General features: G+C 60.6%; 19 protein-coding genes. 9 read left to right on the forward strand and 10 right to left on the reverse strand.

Annotated features, from left to right (window positions below):
* Positions 1 to 39: 39 nt before the first annotated feature.
* From GHK62_RS20695 to trxB, 5 genes are all read right to left on the reverse strand, one after another.
* Complete coding sequence (locus GHK62_RS20695; RefSeq protein ID WP_153440986.1) at positions 40 to 549, reverse strand: GNAT family N-acetyltransferase; 510 nt, start codon at positions 547 to 549, stop codon at positions 40 to 42.
* A 195-nt stretch (positions 550 to 744) separates the two neighbouring features.
* Positions 745 to 1,866: an alkene reductase gene (locus tag GHK62_RS20700; protein WP_153440987.1), complete on the reverse strand. Its 1,122-nt coding sequence runs from the start codon at positions 1,864 to 1,866 to the stop codon at positions 745 to 747.
* 64 nt (positions 1,867 to 1,930) lie between these two features.
* Positions 1,931 to 2,221, reverse strand: a complete 291-nt coding sequence (locus GHK62_RS20705) for an ArsR/SmtB family transcription factor (protein WP_153440988.1) — start codon at positions 2,219 to 2,221, stop codon at positions 1,931 to 1,933.
* A 695-nt stretch (positions 2,222 to 2,916) separates the two neighbouring features.
* The gene (locus tag GHK62_RS20710; protein WP_153440989.1) at positions 2,917 to 3,813 is read right to left on the reverse strand and encodes a LysR family transcriptional regulator VtlR; all 897 of its coding nucleotides are present in this window, start codon (positions 3,811 to 3,813) and stop codon (positions 2,917 to 2,919) included.
* A gap of 119 nt (positions 3,814 to 3,932) precedes the next feature.
* Entirely contained in the window at positions 3,933 to 4,907 is a 975-nt protein-coding gene (gene trxB / locus GHK62_RS20715) for a thioredoxin-disulfide reductase (protein WP_153440990.1), read from the reverse strand.
* Positions 4,908 to 5,443: 536 nt separating this feature from the next.
* Here trxB and GHK62_RS20720 point away from each other — a divergent pair.
* From GHK62_RS20720 to GHK62_RS20735, 4 genes are all read left to right on the forward strand, one after another.
* Positions 5,444 to 5,914 (forward strand): Lrp/AsnC family transcriptional regulator, encoded by a 471-nt coding sequence (locus tag GHK62_RS20720; RefSeq protein WP_153440991.1) that lies wholly within the window; start codon positions 5,444 to 5,446, stop codon positions 5,912 to 5,914.
* A gap of 143 nt (positions 5,915 to 6,057) precedes the next feature.
* Positions 6,058 to 6,870 carry a glycosyltransferase family 2 protein gene (locus tag GHK62_RS20725; protein WP_184108743.1) on the forward strand — a complete coding sequence of 271 codons (813 nt, stop codon included), beginning with the start codon at positions 6,058 to 6,060 and terminating at the stop codon, positions 6,868 to 6,870.
* Between the two features lie 42 nt (positions 6,871 to 6,912).
* Positions 6,913 to 7,938: a glycosyltransferase gene (locus tag GHK62_RS20730; protein WP_153440992.1), complete on the forward strand. Its 1,026-nt coding sequence runs from the start codon at positions 6,913 to 6,915 to the stop codon at positions 7,936 to 7,938.
* A gap of 3 nt (positions 7,939 to 7,941) precedes the next feature.
* Complete coding sequence (locus GHK62_RS20735) at positions 7,942 to 8,964, forward strand: glycosyltransferase (RefSeq protein WP_153440993.1); 1,023 nt, start codon at positions 7,942 to 7,944, stop codon at positions 8,962 to 8,964.
* Between the two features lie 15 nt (positions 8,965 to 8,979).
* Here the strand turns inward: GHK62_RS20735 and GHK62_RS20740 are convergent, their stop codons facing one another.
* Together GHK62_RS20740 and greA are read right to left on the reverse strand one after the other, a co-directional pair.
* Positions 8,980 to 10,035, reverse strand: a complete 1,056-nt coding sequence (locus GHK62_RS20740; RefSeq protein WP_184108741.1) for a glycosyltransferase family 4 protein — start codon at positions 10,033 to 10,035, stop codon at positions 8,980 to 8,982.
* Positions 10,036 to 10,215: 180 nt separating this feature from the next.
* Positions 10,216 to 10,692 (reverse strand): transcription elongation factor GreA, encoded by a 477-nt coding sequence (greA, locus tag GHK62_RS20745; protein ID WP_153440995.1) that lies wholly within the window; start codon positions 10,690 to 10,692, stop codon positions 10,216 to 10,218.
* A 288-nt stretch (positions 10,693 to 10,980) separates the two neighbouring features.
* Between greA and GHK62_RS20750 the strand changes: the two genes are divergently transcribed.
* Complete coding sequence (locus GHK62_RS20750) at positions 10,981 to 12,435, forward strand: MFS transporter (protein WP_153440996.1); 1,455 nt, start codon at positions 10,981 to 10,983, stop codon at positions 12,433 to 12,435.
* A 79-nt stretch (positions 12,436 to 12,514) separates the two neighbouring features.
* On the opposite strand, the gene GHK62_RS20755 is transcribed toward GHK62_RS20750, so the two are convergent.
* Both GHK62_RS20755 and carB read right to left on the reverse strand, forming a co-directional pair.
* Positions 12,515 to 12,829 carry a DUF6894 family protein gene (locus GHK62_RS20755; protein WP_184108739.1) on the reverse strand — a complete coding sequence of 105 codons (315 nt, stop codon included), beginning with the start codon at positions 12,827 to 12,829 and terminating at the stop codon, positions 12,515 to 12,517.
* Between the two features lie 203 nt (positions 12,830 to 13,032).
* Positions 13,033 to 16,524 (reverse strand): carbamoyl-phosphate synthase large subunit, encoded by a 3,492-nt coding sequence (gene carB / locus GHK62_RS20760; protein ID WP_153440997.1) that lies wholly within the window; start codon positions 16,522 to 16,524, stop codon positions 13,033 to 13,035.
* A 331-nt stretch (positions 16,525 to 16,855) separates the two neighbouring features.
* Between carB and ypfJ the strand changes: the two genes are divergently transcribed.
* Positions 16,856 to 17,797, forward strand: coding sequence for a KPN_02809 family neutral zinc metallopeptidase (gene ypfJ, locus GHK62_RS20765; RefSeq protein WP_153440998.1), 942 nt, complete (start codon positions 16,856 to 16,858; stop codon positions 17,795 to 17,797).
* A 204-nt stretch (positions 17,798 to 18,001) separates the two neighbouring features.
* Here the strand turns inward: ypfJ and GHK62_RS20770 are convergent, their stop codons facing one another.
* A complete protein-coding gene (locus GHK62_RS20770; RefSeq protein ID WP_153440999.1) occupies positions 18,002 to 19,000 on the reverse strand; it encodes an aldo/keto reductase in 999 nt (332 codons plus the stop codon).
* A 118-nt stretch (positions 19,001 to 19,118) separates the two neighbouring features.
* Here GHK62_RS20770 and GHK62_RS20775 point away from each other — a divergent pair, with 118 nt between their 5' ends.
* The 3 genes from GHK62_RS20775 (at position 19,119) to GHK62_RS20785 (ending at position 23,216) form a co-directional block, all read left to right on the forward strand.
* Complete coding sequence (locus GHK62_RS20775) at positions 19,119 to 20,024, forward strand: LysR family transcriptional regulator (protein ID WP_153441000.1); 906 nt, start codon at positions 19,119 to 19,121, stop codon at positions 20,022 to 20,024.
* Positions 20,025 to 20,184: 160 nt separating this feature from the next.
* The gene (locus tag GHK62_RS20780) at positions 20,185 to 21,444 is read left to right on the forward strand and encodes a TCR/Tet family MFS transporter (protein ID WP_153441001.1); all 1,260 of its coding nucleotides are present in this window, start codon (positions 20,185 to 20,187) and stop codon (positions 21,442 to 21,444) included.
* A 374-nt stretch (positions 21,445 to 21,818) separates the two neighbouring features.
* Positions 21,819 to 23,216 (forward strand): MATE family efflux transporter, encoded by a 1,398-nt coding sequence (locus tag GHK62_RS20785; protein WP_153441002.1) that lies wholly within the window; start codon positions 21,819 to 21,821, stop codon positions 23,214 to 23,216.
* Positions 23,217 to 23,283 lie beyond the last annotated feature (67 nt).

Raw genomic sequence — 23,283 nt, forward strand, 5'->3', positions numbered from 1 at the left:
TAGCATCTTCGCCGATAACGAAAAACAGCGAAGACAATCTCAGGTCGGCGAACCGGTGCGCAGGGTCAGCTGCATGAAGGTCAGATCGAGCCAGCGGCCGAATTTCGTACCGACTTCCTTCATGTGTCCGGTCTGCTCGAAGCCCAACTGCTCGTGCAAACGGATCGAGGGGAGGTTGCTCGATTCGATCCCAGCGACCATCACATGCTTGCCAAGTGCCTCGGCGCGCTCGATGAGCGCAACCATCAACGCCCGGCCGATACCGCCTCCGCGCCGGTCGCTGCGCACATAGACCGAATGCTCGACCGTGTGGCGATAGCCGTCGAAAGCACGCCATTCACCGAAGGAGGCATAGCCGATGACGTCGCCCGCGTCTGAGACGGCAACGAGCACAGGAAAACCGGCCGATGTTCGTGCCTTGAGCCATGCAGCACGATTGGCGATATCCACGAGCGTTTCGTTCCAGATCGCTGTCGTGTTCGCCACCGCATCGTTGTAGATATCGCGAATGGCTTCGAGATCGCCGTCGGCCGCATCTCTGATCTGCATGTTGCTCTCCCTGACTGCTCTCGATCAACAGCGCAGCGACACGACGCCATCGAGAACGCAGTGAGCTTTAGCGGTTCAGTGTAGCCGCGGCAATCTCCGCAATGGCGAGCGGACGTTCGGCACTTTCGCCTTCCTCCAGAAACCAGGCAGAAAGGGGCCCCGCGTTTCACGGAACCCCTAATCCAGGCTTAGGCCTCAAGCCACCTGATCAAGCAGCGGATAGTCAGTGTATCCCTTGGCGCCGCCACCGTAGAAGGTCGCCTGGTCAGGCGCATTGAGCATTGCACCGTCCTTAAGCCGGCGGACGAGATCGGGGTTGGCAATAAAGGGCTTGCCGAAAGCGACCAGATCGGCCTCACCACTTTCGACGGTTCTGACGGCAAGTTCGCGGTCATACCCGTTGTTCGCCATCCACGCAGACTTGCCGCCGGCGGCGGCGTAAGCAGCTCGGAGACCGGCGTAATCGAAGGGGCGATCGCCCTGCTGATGATCGCGTGCCCCGCCTGTCGCACCTTCGACGATGTGAAGATAGGCAAGCGGATAGCGAGCAAGCTTTTCCACCACGTAGGTGAAGAGCGCCTGCGGTTCCGGGTCAAAGGCATCATTGGACGGCGTGACCGGCGAAATACGGATGCCGACGCGCCCCGCGCCGATCTCCTTCGTGATCGCATCAACCACCTCGAAGAGGAAGCGCGCGCGATTCTCGATCGAGCCGCCATAGGCGTCGGTGCGCTTGTTGGAACCGGAGCGAAGGAACTGGTCGATCAGATAACCGTTTGCGGCATGGATTTCGATGCCGTCGAAGCCGGCATCGATCGCGGCGCGTGCGGCTTTGCGGTAGTCTTCGACGATACCGGCAATTTCCGCCAGGTCCAGCGCGCGAGGCTCGGACGTCTCCGCGAAGCTGCCAGTTCCGTCTCCATTGACAAGATAGGTCTTCGACTTTGCCCGAATCGCCGACGGAGCCACGGGCTGACCGCCATTTGGCTGGAGAGATGTGTGCGAGATGCGACCGACATGCCACATCTGGACGACGATCTTGCCGCCAGCCCTATGAACTGCCTCCGTCACCTTGTGCCATCCTTCGAGCGCCTCGGGCGTATAAAGACCCGGAACGTCCGCATAGCCTTGCCCCTGATGCGTGATCGCTGTCGCTTCCGTAATCAGCAGGCCGGCGGAAGCGCGCTGCTCATAGTAGGTTACGTTCAGCGTATTCGGGACCGCTTTCGGTGAGCGATTGCGGGTAAGCGGAGCCATCACCACCCGGTTCTTGAGCGTGATGTCACCGATCGTAATCGGGTCGAAGAGAGAAGCCATGAAAATGTCCTTTCCGTTTCGGTTGAGACTTGGGAGAAAGTGAGGCTTGGGAGGACGAATGCCGTCAAAGATTGCCGATAGCCTTCAGGAACTCGGCGATCGTTTCCTCGTTGCGCTTGTAAAAAACCCACTGGCCAACACGGCGGGTCGTGACCAAGCCGGCGCGCTGGAGCACGGCGAGGTGAGACGACACAGTCGATTGCGACAGTCCGCAACGTTCGAATTGCCCGGCACAGACACCCATTTCAAGAGGATGCTCCTGACCGGAAAAATGCACCTCCGGCTCCTTCAGCCATGTGAGGATTTCCATGCGGGCCGGATGCGCCAACGCCTTCAGGATCTCGTCTTTGTCCATGATAAATCGCCTTACCTGGTTATATCAATATATGTATCGATAAAGTTCGATATACAAATCACATGCCCGTGATTTTGCGGAGTGCCGTGAAAGGAGTCGCCAAGCACACCTTTCCAACGCCAGGGCACCCCCCTTTGCGTCGATCTGAAATCACGCTGTTTCAACGGCAAAAAAAGAGGGCCACAAGAAAACTTGGGCCCTTACAGTTGTGAAGGTTTCAAACCTCCAGAGGGGAACAGCTGCTGCGGCGGCTGGGAGGAGAATGCCGCCATATGCATCAGCCAAAAGGGATATGGGGAGCGCAAGGGCGGCTTTCAATAGCGCGCTCCTGCGTTTTTCTCAACTGACGGCTGTGACCAAACGGCAGGCAAAAAAAGAGGGCCACAAGAAAACTTGGGCCCTTGTAGTTGTGAAGGTAATAAGAACCTCCAGAGGGGAACAGCTGCTGCGGTGGCACTGGGAGGAGAAGCCACCAAAGATGCATCAGCTGGGTTTGGTATGCTGTTTTTTTGGGCGTGCAGCAATCATTTAATATGCATGACAGCCATGCCGTGCGCGCATTCCTGCACATTTTTGCAGCGCACAATGCTTCCAATCTACAGAGACCTTCTTCCGCGTTAGAATATATCTTTCTGAAACAAAGACTTACGAACGCACTGAGCAATTGCCCAGAATTCAAGCAACTGAAGCAGCCGTCAAAAATTCCAGTTGCGCGCCTTGGCAACGATATAGTCACGGAAGACTTTCAGCTTCGCTGCATTCTTCATTTCGTCCGGATAGCAGAAATAGGTGTCGAAAGAGGGGATATCCGCGCTGATCGGGAGCTGAATGAGCCCCGGGTCGCGGCCGACGATGTAGTCGGGAAGCATGGCAATGCCGATTCCGAGCAGGCAGGCGCGCTTGATCGAGGTCTGGCTGTTGATCTGCAAATGCGAGATCCGCGGATTGTCGTGATCGCGTCCGGCGATCTCCAGCCAGTTCACATCGAGCAGGTAGTTTGGCGCGGGCTCACCGAAGGTGATGATCCGATGATTGTCCAGATCCTCGACGGACTGGGGCTCACCGTGTTTGTTGATGTAGGAGGGGGCGGCATACACATGCATGTGCACCGTGAAAAGCTTGCGCTGGATCAGATCCGACTGCTGCGGCTGGCGCAGCCGGATCGCGCAATCGGCGTGCCGCATGTTCACATCGAGCTCTTCATTGTCGAGAATGAGCTGGACTTGCACGTCGGGGTGCAGCGACATGAACTCTTGAACCTTGTCGGTCAACCAGCCCTGGCCAAGGCCGACCGTGGTGGTGATGCGCAGTTTGCCGGTCGGTTTGTCGGTCGTCTCGGTCAGTTGCACCTTGACGCTCTCAAGCTTCATCAGCACCTCGTGCGCAGTGCGGTATAGAATCTCACCCTGTTCTGTGAGAATCAGACCGCGCGCGTGGCGATGAAAGAGCTTGATGCCGACGTCCTGTTCGAGCGAACTGACCTGACGGCTAATGGCCGATTGCGAAAGATGGAGTTTGTCTGCCGCATGCGTGAACGAGCCTGCCTCGGCCGCCGCATGAAATATGCGCAGTTTATCCCAGTCTAACGACATGAATGCCCCCATAAACGACCACTCCCGGGGAACTGTGTAATCGTCCTCCGGTTGTGGCTGATGCATCTGTTCCCACGCGAGACGCGGCGCCTTGCGGCGCGCGCCCCGATTCGCAGCTTCTATTCGGCTGCAATTGCGACGGGCATATGACCCGCCAGATATTTCTCCGCCTCGAGCGCCGCCATGCAGCCCATGCCGGCGGCCGTGACTGCCTGGCGATAGACGTCGTCGGTGACATCACCGGCAGCAAACACGCCTGCGACATCGGTTGCCGTCGAGTCCGGTGCGGTCCAGAGATAGCCGTTCGGCTTCTGGCGAAGCTTGCCCTTGAACAACTCCACCGCCGGCGCATGGCCAATCGCGACGAAAACACCATCGGTCACCATGTCCGTGGTTTCGCCGGTCTTGGTATTGCGAAGCTTCACGCCGTTGACCGAAGCAGGCATCGGCGGCTTTGCGGGCGTGCCGAGATATTCGACGACCTCGTGGTCCCAGATGACCTTCACGTTCGGCTTGGCGAAAAGACGCTCCTGAAGGATCTTTTCCGCCCTGAATGCGTCGCGGCGGTGAACGACGGTGACGGTCTTTGCCAGGTTCGAAAGGTAGAGCGCTTCTTCCACGGCGGAATTGCCGCCGCCGACGACGATCACATCCTTGTTCCGATAGAAGAAGCCATCGCAGGTGGCGCATGCCGAAACCCCGAAGCCCATGAAGGTCGGCTCCGTTTCGATGCCCAGCCACTTCGCCTTGGCGCCGGTAGCAATGATCAATGCGTCCGTGGTCCAGTCGTTACCGCTATCGGTCTTGATGCGAAAGGGACGGACGGAAAGATCGACATCGGTAACGAGGTCATTGACGATCTCCGCGCCGACGTGCGTCGCCTGCTTCAGCATCTGTTCCATCATCCAGGGGCCCTGGACCGGATCGGCGTAGCCGGGATAATTCTCCACGTCGGTGGTGATCATCAATTGGCCACCCTGTTCCATACCTGCGATCAGCACCGGCGACAGCATGGCGCGTGCCGTATAGATCGCCGCAGTATAGCCAGCAGGGCCGGAGCCGATAATCAGCACTTTGGTATGGCGGGCGGTCATGAACGTGTCCTTGAAAGGCCGGAGAGCCGAGGCAGCATTATCCGGTTCCGTGGTTATTGGCAAAATATTGCCTTACTTTAGGTATTCACCGCTCGTACTTTCAAGGGTGCGGCCGCCGATACACACAAGTGCTTGGGGCAGGGGCAGCGTTTTGGCACCAGATCGGGCATTTTTGCATCGTTTTCGACGCATCGGCCGACCACGGTGTGCGATTCCGCCGCAACGGCAATCCGCTGTGTTTGCGCCGCCACCGTCCTGAAGGCGCAGCCCGAAGGTTTTTGTGCATGCGGCAGTGAGTGCTCTCGTTTTGGCGTCACGTTGCATGCTACTCACCGGAGCGAAATTAGCCGCTTGCAGGAACGGCGGACCTGTCGCATTCGTGGCGACGGCGCTATCGTCCGCTTGCAGCTTGAAGCGGCGATTGGCGCTACATTCGTCAGGGCAGTTGCGGCGGGGACGGCCCGATACTGTCGACGATCCTGCTGGCGGGCATATAAGGCCTCCTCGCCAAGGCCGACAATTGGGGATGCTAGGCAATGGTCATACGCGTCGAGCTCGATGCCATCGATATGAAAATACTGCGCGAACTGCAGAGCAACGGCCGGATGACGAATGTCGAGCTCGCCGAGCGCGTGGGCATCTCGGCGCCTCCTTGTCTGCGCCGCGTCCGTAAGCTGGAGGAATCAGGTGTCATTCGCGGCTACCGCGCATTGCTCAACGCGTCGGCGCTCGGCTACGACCTCGTTGCCTTCTGTATGGTCGGCCTCAAGCATCAATCGGATGCGAATCTCAAAGCATTCGCCGCCCGCACCGCATCATGGCCGCTCGTCCGCGAGGCCTGGATGGTCTCGGGCGAATCCGACTTTCTGCTGCAGTGCGTAGCCGAGAACCTTGCGAGCTTCCAGGATTTCGTTATTGAGGAACTGACGGCAACCGACAATGTCGACACGGTACGCACGATGCTGACGATCCGCCAGGTGAAGGACGCGTGCCAGGTGGAAATCTAGCCGTGCGGCCGGCGTTCGCCTCGTTCAGCCTGCGGCCCCTGTAGGAAATTGCTCGTGAAAACATGCTCCCCATCGGGGAAAATGCCGGAATGTTTCGTAAGCTGGCGCGGCTCGTTTCGCAAACAGCTTGAAAAGGCATCGGCGTGACCTCCAAGCTTCCGCTTTCCGCTTTCATCATCTGCCTCAATGAAGAAGGCTATCTGGGCAATTGCATCGAAAGCCTCGATCAATGCGCCGAGATCGTCATCGTCGATTCGGGCTCGACCGACGGCACGGCGGCTCTGGTGCAGTCCTATATCGACAGGGGCTGGCCGATCCGATTCCTGTATGAGCCGTGGCGCGGCTATGCAGGACAGAAGCAGTTCGCGCTCGAGCAATGCAGCCAGCCTTGGTGCTTCAATATCGATGCGGACGAAAGGCTGGATGCGCCGCTGCGCAAGCTTTTGCCGGAGCTTCTCCAAGCCCCAGCGGACACGGTGGGATGGCGCGTTGCGCGACGACCTTACCTTATCGGCTACGGCTATACACCTACAAAGGTGCATGAGCGGCGGAACCTGCGCCTGATCCGCGGAGGCAGGGGGCGATACGATCTCAGTCAGAAGGTACATGAAGGAATCGTACCGGACGGCAAGGTCGAGAACGCCCGCTCCGGAAGCCTTCTTCATTTCCGGCCGCTGTTGATGGATGAGCAGATCCTTAAGGAAAACAAGTACTCGAGCCTGAAAGCCGACCAGCAGTTTGAAGCAGGCAAGCCGCCCAGGTCCTACAAGCTCGTCTTCGGTCCACCGCTTTATTTCTTTCGCCTCTATTTTCGCAACGGCCTTTGGCGCTGCGGCCTGTCGGGCTTCATCGAGGCCATGACAGGCGCTGTCTATTCTTTTCTGACGGCGGCCAAGATGTATCAAAGGCACGCGCTCAAGGCACGGCCGAATACCGACGACGCGCTTTCCCACTAGCGCCATTCCGGGAAGGGTGATCCAAGCCTCGAAAGGTAACCCATGAAGGTCATGCATATTCATTTCGGCAAGGAAGGCGGAGCAGAACGATTCTTCGTCAACCTCATCAATGCCCTGTATGACAGGGGCGTCGAACAACGCGTGCTCATCCGGCCCGACCGCAGTTGGCGCAAGGATATCGAAGGCAGTGCGACGGTTTACGAAGGTATCTTCCGCAGAATATCGCTTTCGCGCTTCCTTCTGCATTGGCGGATGCGGCGCATTCTTCGCGAATTCCGGCCCGACGTCATCATGGCATGGCAATTGCGGGCAAGCCGTTTCATGCCGGCATACAAGGGCGCCCTGCGCATATCTCGCCTCGGCGATTATCCCGAGCATCTCGGCTACTATACCAATGTGGAGACGCTGGTTTGCATCACCCCGGACATGGCCGCGAAGGTTCGCGAGCTCGGATGGAAGCGCGGGATCGAAGTCATTGCGAACTTCACCCGCGCGATACCGGTCGCTCCAATCGCACGCGACGAGATGCAGACACCGGCGGACGCATTCGTAGTCGTCGGCATGGGTCGGTTCGTCAGGCGCAAGGGTTTCGACGGGCTTATCCGTGCGATCGAGAAGGTCGATGGCGCCCACCTTTGGCTCGTCGGAGATGGGCCGGAGCGTGAGCGGCTCGAGGGCCTGACGGACGAGTTGGGCCTTCGCGACCGCGTCCGGTTCACGGGCTGGCAGACCAACGCCTACGGCTATCTCGCTGCCGGTGACGTCTTCGTCATCAATTCTTCGCATGAGCCGCTCGGCAACGTCTGCTTCGAGGGCTGGGGCGCCGGGAAGGCGACGATCTCATCGCGCGCGGAGGGGCCGTCCTGGGTGATGACGGACGAAGTCGACGCGCTGATGGTGGACCGCGGCGACGACGACGGCCTGGCAAACGCAATCCGTCGACTACGCGACGATCCGGAGCTTCGGGAAAGATTGAGTGTCGGCGGCCGCGAAACATTGCGCACGCGCTTTTCCGAGCAGGCGATCACCGACGCCTATCTCGAACTCTTCTCCAGGGGCGCAGAGTAAGCAATGAAGATCATGCACTTCCATTTCGGCAAGGATGGCGGCGCCGAGCGTTTCTTCGTCCATCTCGTCAACGCGCTTGCCGAGCGCGGTGTGAAGCAGACGGCCGTCATCCGACCGCAGCGTATCTGGCGCCCGGAGATCGAAGGCGCAACCAGGATTGTGGAAAGCCATTTCCGAAACCTGTCGCTCGATCGCCTGCTCCTGCCGCGCAGGGTGATGCACATGGCAAGGCGCGACCGGCCGGACGCGCTGATGGCTTGGGCACCACGCGCCAGCGAACTGATGCCGGCCTACAAGGGCTGCATCAAGATTTCCCGGCTCGGCGACTATCCGCCACGCCTCGACTATTTTCGCAACACCGACTGCCTCGTCTGCAATACGCCCGGCATTGCCGGACATGTTCGCAAGCTCGGCTGGAAGCGGGAGATCGAGATCATCTCGAACTTCACCAACACCGACCGCGTCGAACCAGTCAGTCGGGCAACGCTCGACACGCCGGAGGAAGCTCCGGTCGTCATGTCGATGGGGCGCTTTGTCGAACGCAAGGGTTTCCATACATTGATCCAGGCGATCGCCAAAGTGCCCGGCGCTTACCTTTGGCTGCTCGGTGATGGTGAAGAGCGGGACAACCTTCAAAAGCTCGCAACCGATCTCGGTGTCGCCGCCCGTGTGCGCTTCGCCGGATGGCAGAAGGACACGAGGCCCTTCCTTGCGGCAGCCGATATTTTCGTGATGGCTTCGAGCCACGAGCCACTCGGCAATGTCATTCTCGAGGCGTGGGCGCAAGGAACACCGGTCGTCTCAAGCCGGTCCGAGGGGCCGCAGTGGTTCATGCGCGATGGGGAAAACGGTCTGATGGTCGATATCGGCGATGAGGACGGCTTCGCGCATGCGGTCGAGCGGATCGTCAGCGACGATGCGCTGCGCGCAAGCCTTGCCGAGCGCGGGCACCAGACTCTGATGAGTCAATTTTCCAAAGAGGCCATTACGGACGCCTACCTGAAGCTTTTCGGCTCAAAGCGGTAGTCTTTTCTATGTCGCTCAGCGCATGAGTTTTTCGTAGATGGCGCCTATTGCCCGCGCTTCGCCCTCAATCGCGAAGCTCTTCGAGGTCCACGAAAGGCCGTTGGCGGCAGCGGCCGACAATCTCGGCAGGTCATCCATGAAAGCGGCCGCACCATCGACCATGGCGTCCAAATCGTCGGCTGCAATGATGACGCCCGTTTCCTCGGTACCGCCGGCGATCAGTTCCGAGAAAGCACCGACGTCGGTTGCCACGACCGGAACACCGCTTGCCATGGCCTCCAATGGTGTCAGACCGAATCCCTCCCAGCGTTGCGGTGCGATGAAAAGGTCGAGCGCCCGGTACCAATCGGGGATGTTGGTGTGTTCTCCGACGAAGAGGATGCGATCTGCAAGGCCCGCCTTGGCAACCCGTTGCTTCAATTCCGCCTCGAAGGCGAGATGCTGTCCGGTCGCGCGCCCCGCAACGACCGCGCACCAGTCGGGGCGGCTGGGCAGGAGCGCAATCATGCTGTCTACGAAAAGATCCGTACCCTTCTGACGGCGCACGCGTCCGAAACAGCCAGCAATCTTCTTGCCAGAATCGAGCCCAAGTGCACGTTTTGCTTCCGCTTTGTCCGCCGCCGGGCGAAAGCGCCTGGTGTCTATGCCATGCAGTATCACGGTATTCGGCACCTGCAGATAGGCGGCTGTCTTGCCACTCGTCGCAATCACCGCATCCATCCTGCCGATAAGGAACTTGCTCCACCCCGTGTGCCGGCGCTGCGAGGCGGACGTGAAAACGATCCTGATTTTCATGCGCAGAAGATCGCGCAGGATGATCGCCGGCAGCATTTCAACATTGCGGCGCGCGTGCCAGACGCGGCAAGGCCGGCCCGCCGGGGCCTTCCACAGATGGATCAGATCCCGAAAGCGGATCGACGGCAACGTCGTTGGAAGGCCAGGGCCGAGAACCGCAATCTTCTGGCCGAGCGCACGCTGGATCGGAACGAGCTGTATGATCGTCGAAGTGACGCCGGAGAGGCGTTGCTTGAAATTGGGCGCAATGACCTCGATGTCCCGGATATCGGCCACGTGAGCGCACTCCTCGCACATGCGACAATCATCATTTTGCAAAAGGGGCATCATTTGCAAAAGGGGGGAAGGGGGCGGAGCGAGCCTCACGCCCCTTTAAGCGGGATGAGCGCACTCCTCCCTTGGTAACTTCGGTCACGTATTGGGTTACCACAACCCAAATCATGACGCCGGAGCCGTTCAGCCCCAGTGGATGGCGAGGATTTCGTAGGTCTTGGAGCCGCCGGGGGCGTTGACCTCGATCGAGTCGCCGACTTCCTTGCCGATCAGCGCACGGGCAATCGGAGAGGAAATCGAAATACGACCCGCTTTGACGTCGGCTTCCTGGTCGCCGACGATCTGGTAGGTCTTTTCCTCTTCGGTGTCCTCGTCGACGAGCTTGACCTTGGCGCCGAACTTGATCTTCGACCCCGACATCTTGGAAAGATCGATGACCTCGGCGCGCGCGATCAGATCCTCGAGCTCGGTGATCCGGCCCTCGTTGTGGCTCTGCGCTTCCTTGGCAGCATGATATTCAGCGTTTTCCGACAAGTCGCCATGGGCGCGGGCCTCGGCGATCGCTTCGATGATTCGCGGGCGCTCTCCTTGCTGCCGCCAGCGCAGTTCTTCCTGCAGATTGGCGAATCCACCCTGTGTCATCGGCACTTTGTCGACCATTTCATCATCCTTCATCAAACACGCGGCGCCACCTTTCGGCGGCGCCAACGCAAAAGAAAACGGCCTCCGGCGCGCCAGCGTCGGAACCGTCCGAAACATCCGAACCGCACTTATAACAGAAACGGAAGTGCGAAAGCCAGATTTTTCGCGGCCCTCCCGAGGCGCCAAGAGGTGGAAGTACAACCGGAGCGATTGAACAACAAGCGCGGGTCACAAAGAAAACCTCTTTACCTCAACCGCGGTTGAGGTCGTATCAGTGCTGGTTCCATGAACGATGGAATCGGATCAATGAGTTTGACAGCAGAAAATCTACGGGCGTCGAACGTGGCGGGGCAAAGGGAAATCGAGGGGCGCTGGAGCGAACTCCTGCGGCCACACCACCTGGCTGCGACGGTGACACTGCGCCTCGGCGTTGCGCTCTTCGCCTTCAACGAATTCTTCGTTTCGACGGCGTTGCCGACAGCAGTCGAGGAATTCGGCGGCGCAGCCTTGTTGTCATGGGCGCTCACGCTCTACCTCGTTTTCGCCATCGTCGGCGGCGCCGTGGCGGCAAACCAGAAGGCCCGGTTCGGCGCGCGCAACACGCTGATCGCGGCCGCGCTTGTATTCGGCACATGCACTGTCATCGCCACGGCGGCCACCGGCATGCCGCAGGTGCTTGCCGGCAGGGTGCTGCAGGGACTGGGCGAAGGCGTCATCGCGGCCGTCTGTTATGCACTGATACCCGAGCTCTTCCCGCCGCGACTCGTGCCCAAGATCTTTGGAGCGGAGGCGATCGTTTGGGCCACCGCCGCCTTTGCCGGACCGCTCATTTCCGGGCTGCTCACTGAATATTGGTCTTGGCGCGCCGCCTTCTTCGTCAACGTGCCGGCCGCAGCGATCTTCCTCGTGCTCGTCGGCGCCATCGTTCGCCGGCCGGGGCAGGGCGGCAAGAAGACGACAGGATCGGTGCCGTTACTGCGGCTCACCGCTTTTGGCATCGGCGTTCTGCTGATTTCGGTCTCCAACACGGCAGGCAACGGCTACGCCATGGCGGCTTTGCTGGCGACAGCGCTCGCGATCTTCATCAACACGATCCGCGTCGACCGGCGATCGCGGAACTCCATCCTGCCCTCCGGCGCCTTCTCGATCAACCGCCCGCTCGGCGCCGGCCTCTGGGTCGTGCTCCTAATGCCGCTCGCCCAGGCGTCCGGCTCCGTCTATCTCGTCTATGCATTGCAGCATCTTTGGGGTTTCGGCCCGACGGCCGCCGGTTCCTCGAGCGCCTTGATGGCCATCTCCTGGAGCGCAACAGCAATCCTGGTCGCAAGCCTGCGCTCGCGTGGCCTGCGCGTTCAGTTGATCTGCGCGGGACCGCTGCTTCTCTGCCTTGGCCTCGTCGGATTGACGCTCACCGTCGGCACCGGCGACTACCGGCTGGTCTTCATGAGCCAGATCGCCATCGGTATGGGCTTCGGCATCAGTTGGGGAACACTCAGCCAGTTGCTGATGGATGCCTCGCCCACCGAGGAGCGCGACAAGACCTCCGCACTGCTGCCGACGCTGCAATCGGCCGGTTACGCGATCGGCGCAGCCGTTTTCGGTGTGACGGCCAATGCCCTCGGTTTCGATGAAGGCGCGAGCGACTCAGTGCTGTGCGCGGCATTGCTCGGCGTGTTCGCGCTCGGCTGCGCCATCGCTGCCGCATCGCTCTTCTTCGGTGCCAGGACCTTGCGCTTGCTGCGCGACGGCGTGCCTCAATAGCGATCCGGCACGCAAAGATCGGGCTGAGCCGCTGCGTTTGCGCGATCGGTGCCGATCGCTTCCTTCCCGGTTGCAAGCGTCACAGTGGGCTCATGGGAACGGTAGCCGGACCCGGGGCGCCGTCGGCTGGATTGCGAAAGAGACCCGGATAACGCCGGCCGACCAAGGCAAGTCGCTCGCGACCTCGCCCCACCGATGGCACCACGGTCGCGAGCAGGGTGCCTCTCTTTGAGCGCACCTCGACCTTCAGCGACCCGTAACCTGCGTCGCGACCGATCTTGTCGGCAATGCGCTGAGCGTAATAAAGCGCCGAACCCTCGTCAAAATGGGCGATGCCCTCATCGTCGACGAATCGTTCATCGCCCCAACGAAGATCGAAGAAATAAAGCTGCACGTCGTTGCCCCGGTCATGCGCGTCGCCGGCCGATTCCGGCTCTCATGCGCATAGCGGCATAAAAACATGCCGCCTTCGAATGCAACCTGAACCAAACGTTCAGGTTGCATTCACAAGGGTAAATGCGACGGCAGATGTTCGATGGGATGGGCTTGCCATGCATGAAGCTGCGCACCCGAGACCGGGTGCGCAGAGGCACATTGTCAGGCGTCGAAGTAGCTCTGCAGCGGACGCACTTCGAGGTTGCCCGCTTTCAAGGCCTTAATCGCAAGCGCCGCCGCTTCGGCGCCGGCCATCGTGGTGTAATACGGCACCTTCTGCATCAGTGTCGCACGGCGCAGCGACTTCGAATCGGAGATCGCCTTGTTGCCATCGGTCGTGTTGATGACGAGCTGGACCTGTCGGTTGCGAATTGCATCCTCGACGTGAGGCCGGCCCTCGAGGACCTTGTTGATCTTGGTGGCGGCAATGCCCTGCTCGCCGAGGAAACGCGCCGTACCGCCGGTCGCCATTACCTTGAAGCCAATGTCGGCGAGAATCCGGATTGCCGGCAGCACGCGCACCTTGTCCTCGTCGCGAACGGAAACGAAAACCGTTCCGTCGCGCGGCAGGTCCACACCCGCGCCGAGCTGGGACTTGGCAAAGGCGAGCGCATAGTCCGTGTCGAGGCCGATAACTTCGCCGGTCGAGCGCATTTCGGGCCCGAGCAGCGTGTCGACGCCAGGGAACCGGGCAAACGGGAAGACCGCTTCCTTGACGGCGATGTGTTTCAGATTGCGCGGGTCCGGTTTCCGGCCATAGGCGGCAATCGCCGTCTCCAGCGCTTCTCCCGCCATCACGCGTGCCGCAATCTTCGCGATCGGCGCGCCGATGGTTTTCGCCACAAAGGGGACGGTGCGCGACGCCCGCGGGTTGACCTCGAGCACGTAGATCGTGCCGTCCTTGATGGCGAACTGCACGTTCATCAGGCCGCCGACGTTGAGCGCCTTGGCAAGCGCCGTCGTCTGGCGTTCAAGCTCATCGACGAGCTCGTTGTCGAGCGTATGAACCGGCAGCGAGCAGGCGGAGTCGCCGGAGTGGATACCGGCTTCCTCGATGTGCTCCATGATGCCCGAGACGAAAACGTCCTTGCCGTCGCAGAGGCAGTCGACGTCCACTTCGGTCGCATTCGACAGGTAGCTGTCGAAAAGCAGCGGGTTCTTGCCGAGCAGCGTGTTGATCTGTCCAGTCTTGTCATTTGGATAGCGCTGCTTGATGTCTTCCGGCACCAGCCCCGGTACCGTATCGAGCAGATAGGTCTGCAGCATGCTTTCCGAATGGATGATCTGCATGGCGCGGCCACCCAGAACATAGGACGGGCGCACGACAAGCGGGAAGCCGATTTCCGCGGCAACGAGGCGAGCCTGTTCGACGGAATAGGCGATGCCGTTGTTCGGCTGGTTAAGATCGAGCTTCATCAAGAGCTTCTGGAATCGATCGCGGTCCTCGGCGAGATCGATCGCATCGGGCGCGGTGCCGAGGATCGGAATGCCGTTCTTTTCCAGCGCTTCGGCAAGCTTCAGCGGCGTCTGCCCGCCGAACTGAACGATGACGCCGTGCAGCGTGCCGTTTTCCTGTTCGGCGCGCATGATCTCGATCACATCTTCCGCCGTCAGCGGCTCGAAATAAAGCCGGTCGGACGTGTCATAGTCGGTCGAAACGGTTTCCGGATTGCAGTTGACCATGATCGCTTCGTAGCCTGCGTCCTTCAGCGCGAAGGCCGCGTGGCAGCAGCAGTAGTCGAACTCGATGCCCTGGCCGATCCGGTTCGGGCCGCCGCCGAGGATGACGACCTTCTTGCGGTCGGAAACCTGCGCTTCCGAACGCGCGGCACCCACGAAAGGCGTTTCATAGGTCGAATACATGTACGCGGTCGGGGAGGCGAACTCGGCCGCGCAGGTGTCGATGCGCTTGTAGACCGGGCGAACGTTGAGCGCATTGCGCAGTTCCGCCACTTCCTTCGGACGCTTGCCGGTGAGCGTCGCAAGCCGGGCGTCGGAGAAACCCATGGCCTTGAGCATACGCAGGTTTTCCGCATCCTGTGGCAGGCCGTGCTCGCGGATGCGCACTTCCATGTCGACGATCGCCTTGAACTGGGCGATGAACCACGGGTCGATCTTGCACGCCTCGTGGACCTCCGCCTCGCTCATGCCGAGACGAAGCGCCTGGGCAACCATGCGCAGCCGGTCGGGGGTCGCCGTGCCGATCGCCGCGCGGATGGCGTTGCGGCCGTCGCCGTTCTCGTCGAAGTCCGGGATGTCGATCTCGTCGAGACCGGTGAGGCCCGTTTCGAGACCGCGCAATGCCTTCTGCAGCGATTCGGCGAAGGTGCGGCCGATCGCCATGACTTCACCCACCGACTTCATCGCGGTCGTCAGCGTCGGTTCGGCGCCGGGGAACTTTTCGAAGGCGAAACGTGGGATCTTGGTCACGACATAGTCGATCGAGGGTTCGAAGGATGCGGGAGTCGCGCCGCCGGTGATATCATTCTCCAGTTCGTCGAGCGTGTAGCCGACGGCAAGCTTTGCCGCGATCTTGGCGATCGGGAAGCCGGTTGCCTTGGATGCCAGCGCAGACGAGCGCGACACGCGCGGGTTCATCTCGATGACGACCAGCCGACCGTTCGCCGGATTGACGGCAAACTGCACGTTCGAGCCGCCGGTCTCGACACCGATCTCGCGCAGCACCGCGATCGAGGCGTTGCGCATGATCTGGTATTCCTTGTCGGTCAAGGTCAGCGCCGGCGCAACGGTGATCGAATCGCCCGTGTGCACGCCCATCGGATCGATGTTCTCGATCGAGCAGATGATGATGCAGTTGTCCGCCTTGTCGCGGACGACCTCCATCTCATATTCCTTCCAGCCGAGGACCGACTCCTCGATCAGGACTTCCGTCGTCGGCGACGCATCGAGACCGCTCCCGACGATCTCGAAGAATTCCGAACGGTTATAGGCGATGCCACCACCGGTGCCGCCAAGCGTGAAAGAGGGGCGGATGATCGCGGGCAGGCCGACGTCGTCGAGCGCCTGCGCGGCAATTGCCATGGCGTGGTTGAGGTAGCGCTGCTTGCGGTCGCCTTCACCGAGGTTCCACTGATTTTCCAGTTCATCGAGCGCCCTGTCGAGCTCGGCGCCGTCAAGCCGGGCTTTCAGCTCCGCCCGTTCCGCCTCATGCGCTTTGCGATCCAGATCCTTGATGTCGGTCGCGTTCGCAAGCCGCGATTTGGGCGTTTCAAGACCGATCTTCGCCATGGCCTCACGGAAGAGGGCACGATCCTCGGCCTTGTCGATCGCCTCCGGCTTGGCGCCGATCATCTCGACATTATATCGGTCGAGCACGCCCATGCGGCGCAGCGAGAGCGCGGTGTTGAGTGCCGTCTGGCCGCCCATGGTCGGCAAGAGTGCATCCGGGCGTTCCTTGGCGATGATTTTGGCGACGACTTCCGGCGTGATCGGCTCGACATAGGTCGCATCCGCCAGCCCCGGGTCGGTCATGATCGTGGCCGGGTTGGAATTGACCAGGATGACGCGGTAGCCTTCCTCTTTCAGCGCCTTGCAGGCCTGCGTGCCGGAATAGTCGAACTCACATGCCTGACCGATGACGATCGGCCCCGCGCCGATTATGAGGATCGATTTGATATCTTGGCGCTTCGGCATAGCTCTTATCCGTCTCTAGCTGCGCGAAAAACCGGCCAGGGTGGGAGGTCACCGGCCGGGGCGCGCATTTATGGTCTTTTCAGGCTAGAAGCGGCTTATAGGCAAATGTTTCTGCAAGCGAAACCCCGAAAATTTCGGAATCGACAATAATGCGAAGATATTTGTGGCGCCCACTCCCGCACCCCTCGGAACGGTCGCTGGAAAATGAGAAAGCCCGCAAAGAACGGCCGGATGAAACGGCGCGGCGGGGATAGCGTTTTACAAGGATCGTCGCTCGGGCATATAAATCATTCAATGCATTAAAGCTGATGCGACGCCTGGAGGACTGATCATGGAATGGAAAGGCCGCCGCCAATCCGGAAACATTGAGGATCAGCGCGGGGCGAGCCCCGAAGGCGGTCTGGGAGGCAGCCCCTTCGGCCGTGGCGGCGGGTTCCGCCTGCCGGGCGGGGGAGGCGGCATGCGCCGCGCCGGCGGAGGATTGAGCTTCGGCACGATCATCTTTCTTGTCATCCTCTACTTCGTGCTCCGGGCTATGGGCATCGACATGCTTCAGGTCCTGGAAGGCGGCCCGATGAACATACCCGGCTTCGAGCAGAGCGACGGCTCGCAGGTGCCACAAGGCTCGGCCGAAGAGGAAGAGATGAAAGCCTTCATGGCGACGGTGCTCGCCGAAACGGAGGACACCTGGAACGGTATCTTCCAGGCGAGCGGCGAGCAGTATGAGGAGCCGAAGCTGGTGCTGTTCAATGGCTCCGTCCGTTCGGCCTGCGGCTTTGCCTCGGCCGCCTCCGGCCCGTTCTATTGCCCGGGCGACCGCAAGGTCTATCTCGACATGAGCTTCTTTGACGAACTCGCTCACAAATTCGATGCCGCCGGCGACTTCGCCCAGGCCTATGTGCTTGCCCATGAGGTCGGCCATCACGTGCAGAACCTGATCGGCGTCTTGCCGAAATTCAATCAGATGCGGCAGCGCATGAGCGAGGTCGATGCAAACCAAATGTCGATCCGCGTCGAACTGCAGGCCGATTGTTTCGCCGGCATCTGGGGCAAATATACGGAGCAGAAAGGACTGCTGGAACGCGGCGACCTGGAGGAGGCGCTGAATGCCGCCACGCAGATCGGCGACGATACGCTGCAAAAGCGCATGCAAGGCTACGTCGTCCCGGAGAGCTTCAACCACGGCACATCTGAGCAACGGATGAAATGGTTCCAGCGCGGCTTCGACAGCGGCCAGATGTCGGCTTGCGACACCTTCTCCGGGTCCGTCTGATCGGGATCCTCCGGAGCGGGCGCTCAAGCCCGATCCGAACAACTAACGCGCGTCACTTGGAAACAAGTGACGCGCTGTCAATCTTTGTTGCATGCATGTCGTTGTCCCGAAACCGCTGCACACTGTCGGGCGACATGCATTCTTTGCTGCATGCATGTCGTTATCCCGAAACCGCTGCACACTGTCGGGCGACATGCATGAGGTTCAGCCGTGCCGTTCGCTGTCCATGTGCGCGAGTTGCACTTCCGGATAGCGAGCACCGGCGGCAGCGTCCTTCGGCACGGCACGTTCGATCGCCGCCAGATCATCCGCGTCGAGGCGAACGGCCTGCGAACCAAGCGCTTCGGCAAGCCGGTCGCGGCGGCGCGCGCCGACAAGCGGGACGATATCTGCATCCTGCGCGGCGACCCAGGCGATCGCGATCTGCGCGACAGTAACGCCCTTTGCATCTGCGACGCGTCGCAGCGCCTCGACCAGAGCCAGGTTCTGCTCGACGTTGCCTTCCTGGAAGCGCGGGCTCATGGCGCGGAAATCGCGGCCCTTGGCCGCACCCTTCTGCCAGTGGCCGCTGATCAGGCCGCGCGAAAGGACGCCGTAGGCCGTGATGCCGATACCGAGCTCGCGGCATGTCGGCAGGATCTCCGCCTCGATCCCGCGGGAGATCAGCGAGTACTCTATCTGAAGATCGACGATCGGATGGACGGCGGCCGCGCGCCGGATCGTCTCGGGGCCGACCTCGGAAAGGCCGATGTGGCGAACATAGCCGGCCTTCACCATATCTGCGATCGCGCCAACGGTGTCCTCGATCGGAACATCGGGATCGAGGCGAGCCGGTCTGTAGATATGGATGTGGTCTACGCCCAGCCGTTGCAGCGTATAGGCGAGGAAATTGCGCACGGCCTGCGGGCGGCCATCATATCCCATCCACGCGCCGGCAGCGTCGCGCAACGCACCGAACTTGACGCTCAGTTGCGCCTGATCGCGATCGCGTCCCCTGAGGGCCTCCCCGATCAGCATCTCGTTGTGACCCATGCCGTAGAAATCACCGGTGTCGAGCAATGTGACACCCGCATCAAGCGCGGCATGAATGGTGGCGATGCTTTCCGCGCGGTCCGACGGACCGTACATGCCCGACATACCCATGCAGCCAAGCCCGATCACGGAAACCTCCGGGCCGGATTCTCCAAGCGAAACCTTTTGCATCTCACTTCTCCTTCGATGAGGCCGTTGTCCGGCCGTTTCGTTCACCGTCGTATTTACTTCAGGTCGCAGTGTGCGATAATCGGCCGCAAGCCAAACAGCTTGTCCGTAATTCCGTACAATGAACGACCTTCCGCTCGCAGATCTTGACGCCTTTGCCGCCGTTGCCCGTGAACGCAGTTTCCGCACTGCTGCCCGCAAACGCGGCGTTTCGGCTTCCGCGCTCAGCGAGGCGTTGCGGCGGCTGGAGGCGAGGCTGGGCGTGAGACTGCTCAATCGCACGACCCGCAGCGTCACCCCGACAGAGGCGGGCACGCGCCTGCTCGAACGCTTGTCGCCGGCACTTGGAGAGATCGCCGGAGCGCTCGATCAGGTGGGCAGCCTCCGCGACAGCCCGGCGGGCACGCTTAGGCTGAATGTGCCGACAATCGTCGCCCGCGAAATCCTGCCGCCACTTGTCGGCCGCTTCCTCAAAGCCAATTCGGCGATTACGGTGGAGGTGACAGCAGAGGATGGCTTCATCGATGTTCTCGCCGCTGGATTCGACGCTGGCGTGCGCTACGAGGAACGACTCGAGCGAGACATGATCGCTATCCCGATCGGCCCGCGCGTGCAGCGTTATCTTACCGCCGCTTCCCCGGATTATCTTGCCCGACACGGCATACCGCAACATCCGCGTGACCTTCTCGAACACGCCACCATCCGCCATCGTTTCCCAAGCGGTGTTGCCTTGTCGTGGGAGTTTGGAGAAGGCGATGCCGCCCTGACCATTGCGCCGCCCGCAGTCATCCTGGCCAACGCGATCGATCTCGAAGTCGGCGCGGCGATCGACGGGCTCGGAGTCATCCGCACATTCGAGGAATTTCTGGCGCCGGCGATCAAAGCAGGGCGGCTCGTGCCAATTCTCGAATCGTGGGTAACCCGCTTTTCGGGACCGTTCCTCTACTATGCCAGCCGCCGCCATATGCCGGCACCGCTTAGGGCCTTCGTCGATTTCCTGAAGGCGGAACAACGGCGTTCGGAATAGTAAGGCCGCGCGCAGGAAACATAAGCGGACGCGATCGTTTCGATCATAAACTTTGAAATGTTCACGCATTGTTTCGTTTATAACAATACGATACACCTTATTTGGTGACGTCGTTCACGTTCTGTCTCCACACTGACGATACACAGCGGGGAGGGGCTTCATGCTCGACAAGAAATTCGTGCGGCGTGGACTGTTTCTCGTCTTTCTCATCCTCTTTCTTGACATCATGGGCATCGCCATCATCGTGCCGGTGCTGCCGACCTATCTGAAGGAACTGACTGGCGCAGATGTTGGCGAAGCAGCAATCGACGGCGGCTGGCTGCTGCTCGTCTATTCAGCGATGCAGTTTCTCTTTGCACCTTTGATCGGCAATTTGAGCGATCGCTTCGGGCGGCGCCCGATCCTGCTTGCCTCCGTGCTCACCTTCGCGATCGACAACCTGATCTGTGCGCTTGCAACGAGCTACTGGATGCTTTTTGTCGGCCGTGTCCTTGCCGGCATCAGCGGCGCGAGCTTCGGAACCGCGTCCGCCTACATTGCCGACATCAGCGACGACAGCAATCGCGCGAAGAATTTCGGGTTGATCGGCATTGCCTTCGGCACCGGCTTCGCGCTCGGCCCCGTGATTGGCGGCTTTCTCGGAGAGCTAGGCCCAAGGGTGCCGTTTTACGGCGCCGCGGCACTGTCCTTCATCAACTTCATGGTCGGCCTGTTCCTCCTGCCCGAAACCCTGGCCCACGCAAACAAGCGGCGCTTCGAGTGGTGGCGCGCCAATCCTCTCGGCGCGCTCCAACAGATGCGCAACTATCCCGGCGTCGGCTGGATCGGTCTTGTCTTCTTTCTCTACTGGTTGGCGCATGCGGTCTACCCGGCGGTCTGGTCGTTCGTCTCAACCTATCGTTATGGCTGGAGCGAAGGGCAGATTGGGCTGTCGCTCGGAATCTTCGGTATCGGCGGAGCGTTTGTAATGGCCGTTGTCCTGCCGCGCGTCGTGATGCGGTTCGGAGAACGGCGAACGGCTGCGCTCGGACTCGTCTTCACTGCGCTCGGAATGGCCGGCTATGCCGCCGCCTGGCAGGGCTGGATGGTGTATGCCGTGATCGTCGCGACGGCACTTGAAAGCCTCGCCGATCCTCCATTGCGCAGCATTGCATCCGCCCATGTCCCGCCATCGGCCCAAGGCGAACTGCAGGGAGCACTCACCAGCATTTCGAGCATCACGACGATCGTCGGGCCGCTCATCTTCACGCAGATCTTCGGATATTTCACCAATCCCGCGGCGGCCTTCTCGTTTTCCGGCGCACCCTACGCGCTGGCGGGCTGCCTTATTGTCACGGGGCTCGCAGTCTTCTTGCTGCGCGTGCGTCCACTACCGCGCGAGGCATTCCAGGATGGCGTGCCGAAACCAACGCAGGCCTAATGCATGTCGCCTAAAAATGTACAACGGTTTTGGGACAACGACATGCATCAGAGCTAAAGCGTCGCATCAGTCCGATCGAACGCGACGCGCTTTAGGCCCGGGCGGGACAACGCCTTTAAATTGATCAATTTTTTTGATCCTTCGATGAAAAATTGAGCAGTCAGGCCTTTCGTGCTGGCACTTTCGTCGGCACTGCTCTATCTCGGATATTCTTCCACCGAGTTGATTTGCAGCCGATCTGCCGCAACAGAACGGGACAATGAAAAAATGTGAGCGGTTTTCCGCCCGCATCCCGCTCTAACTTTTTGAAATCGATGACATTTGTGATTTTGGATGCGTCCAAGGTCTAGAACGTGATCTGGAGCTAGATTCCCATGCTGACCACGAACACTAGCCAAATTCAGCTTCAGAACGACAATTCGTGGAGCAACCACTTTCGTGCAAGCTTCTATCTCGGTGTGCCTTTCATCGGTGCTCAGCTGGCGCAGCTGGCGATCAATACGACCGATGTGTTGATGGTCGGCAAGCTTGGCGCGACCGAGCTCGCGGCAATTATCCTTGCGACGCAGACATTCTTTACCGTCTTCATTTTCGGCAGCGGCTTTGCCAATGCGGTGGTGCCCATGGCCGCGCAGGCGCAGGGCCGTGGCGACAAGGTTTCCGTCCGCCGCTCGGTGAGAATGGGCATATGGGTGGTGCTGCTCTACGGTGCACTCACGGCACCGCTCCTGTGGATGGCTGAGTCGATCCTTCTCTTTGCCGGCCAAAAGCCCGAGGTCGCGAAGCTCGCCGGGGAGTACCTGCATATCGCGCAATGGGCGATATTTCCGAGCCTCACTTTTATGGTGCTGAGGGCATTCCTGAGCGGCTTGGAGCGGGCAGGCATCATTCTCTACGTCACGCTTGCAACGCTCGTTATCAATGCGCTGCTTTGCTACGTGCTGATCTACGGGCACTTCGGCTTTCCCGCGCTCGGCATATTCGGCGCGGCTCTTGCGGCCCTTGGCGTCGCCTTGCTTGGTGCAGCCCTCACGATCGCCTATATCCGCAGCCGGCCGGAACTGAACCAGTACGAACTCTTCGTGCGCTTCTGGCGGCCGGACTGGCCGGCATTCTGCGAGGTGATCTATCTCGGCGTTCCGATCTCCATGACGATTCTCGCCGAAGTCAGCCTGTTTACCGCCGCGTCCCTGCTCATGGGCAATATCGGCACTATGGAACTGGCCGCGCACGGGATCGCCCTTCAATTCGCCTCGATCGCCTTCATGATCCCGCTCGGTCTCGCGCAGGCTGGAACAGTGCGTATCGGTCTTGCCTACGGAAGCGGTGACTTGCAGGGCGTCAGACGGGCCGCCATTGCCGTGCTCGTGCTCGGCAGCCTCTTTGCTGCCGTCGGCAGCACGATCTTCGCGCTCTTTCCCCGAGAGCTTGCGGCCCTCTATCTGGACACGAGCCGGCCCGATGCGGCGGAGGTGCTCGCTTTTGCCGGTCCGTTGATCGTCATCGCCGGGGCTTTCCAGCTTGTCGATGGTCTCCAGGCCATTGCCGCCGGAATGCTGCGTGGCCTCAAGGACACGACGATACCGATGATCCTGGCGATGATCTCCTATTGGCCGATCGGCTTCTTCTGCGCCTGGGCGTTCGCTTTTCCGCTGAACTTCGGCGGCGTCGGCGTCTGGTTCGGCTTTGTGCTGGGGCTTGCGGCGGCAGCCCTGTCGCTCAATTGGCGCTTCTTCCATCTGCTTCGTTCGATGCAGGCGAAGGCCTTTTGAACCATGGCAGCGCGGGACGAAAAGAAAAAGCCGGACGGGCAGGGGAGGCCGTCCGGCTTACAAGAGC

The organism is Sinorhizobium terangae, from assembly GCF_009601505.1.
In the GTDB taxonomy this organism is placed as follows: domain Bacteria; phylum Pseudomonadota; class Alphaproteobacteria; order Rhizobiales; family Rhizobiaceae; genus Sinorhizobium; species Sinorhizobium terangae.

Bases quoted from the DNA above. Each gene is read 5' to 3' on its own strand.
- GHK62_RS20695 (WP_153440986.1), bottom strand. From the start codon at position 549: ATGCAGATCAGAGATGCGGCCGACGGCGATCTCGAAGCCATTCGCGAT.
- GHK62_RS20700 (WP_153440987.1), bottom strand. From the start codon at position 1,866: ATGGCTTCTCTCTTCGACCCGATTACGATCGGTGACATCACGCTCAAG.
- GHK62_RS20705 (WP_153440988.1), bottom strand. From the start codon at position 2,221: ATGGACAAAGACGAGATCCTGAAGGCGTTGGCGCATCCGGCCCGCATG.
- GHK62_RS20710 (WP_153440989.1), bottom strand. From the start codon at position 3,813: ATGTCGTTAGACTGGGATAAACTGCGCATATTTCATGCGGCGGCCGAG.
- trxB (WP_153440990.1), bottom strand. From the start codon at position 4,907: ATGACCGCCCGCCATACCAAAGTGCTGATTATCGGCTCCGGCCCTGCT.
- GHK62_RS20720 (WP_153440991.1), top strand. From the start codon at position 5,444: ATGGTCATACGCGTCGAGCTCGATGCCATCGATATGAAAATACTGCGC.
- GHK62_RS20730 (WP_153440992.1), top strand. From the start codon at position 6,913: ATGAAGGTCATGCATATTCATTTCGGCAAGGAAGGCGGAGCAGAACGA.
- GHK62_RS20735 (WP_153440993.1), top strand. From the start codon at position 7,942: ATGAAGATCATGCACTTCCATTTCGGCAAGGATGGCGGCGCCGAGCGT.
- greA (WP_153440995.1), bottom strand. From the start codon at position 10,692: ATGGTCGACAAAGTGCCGATGACACAGGGTGGATTCGCCAATCTGCAG.
- GHK62_RS20750 (WP_153440996.1), top strand. From the start codon at position 10,981: ATGAGTTTGACAGCAGAAAATCTACGGGCGTCGAACGTGGCGGGGCAA.
- carB (WP_153440997.1), bottom strand. From the start codon at position 16,524: ATGCCGAAGCGCCAAGATATCAAATCGATCCTCATAATCGGCGCGGGG.
- ypfJ (WP_153440998.1), top strand. From the start codon at position 16,856: ATGGAATGGAAAGGCCGCCGCCAATCCGGAAACATTGAGGATCAGCGC.
- GHK62_RS20770 (WP_153440999.1), bottom strand. From the start codon at position 19,000: ATGCAAAAGGTTTCGCTTGGAGAATCCGGCCCGGAGGTTTCCGTGATC.
- GHK62_RS20775 (WP_153441000.1), top strand. From the start codon at position 19,119: ATGAACGACCTTCCGCTCGCAGATCTTGACGCCTTTGCCGCCGTTGCC.
- GHK62_RS20780 (WP_153441001.1), top strand. From the start codon at position 20,185: ATGCTCGACAAGAAATTCGTGCGGCGTGGACTGTTTCTCGTCTTTCTC.
- GHK62_RS20785 (WP_153441002.1), top strand. From the start codon at position 21,819: ATGCTGACCACGAACACTAGCCAAATTCAGCTTCAGAACGACAATTCG.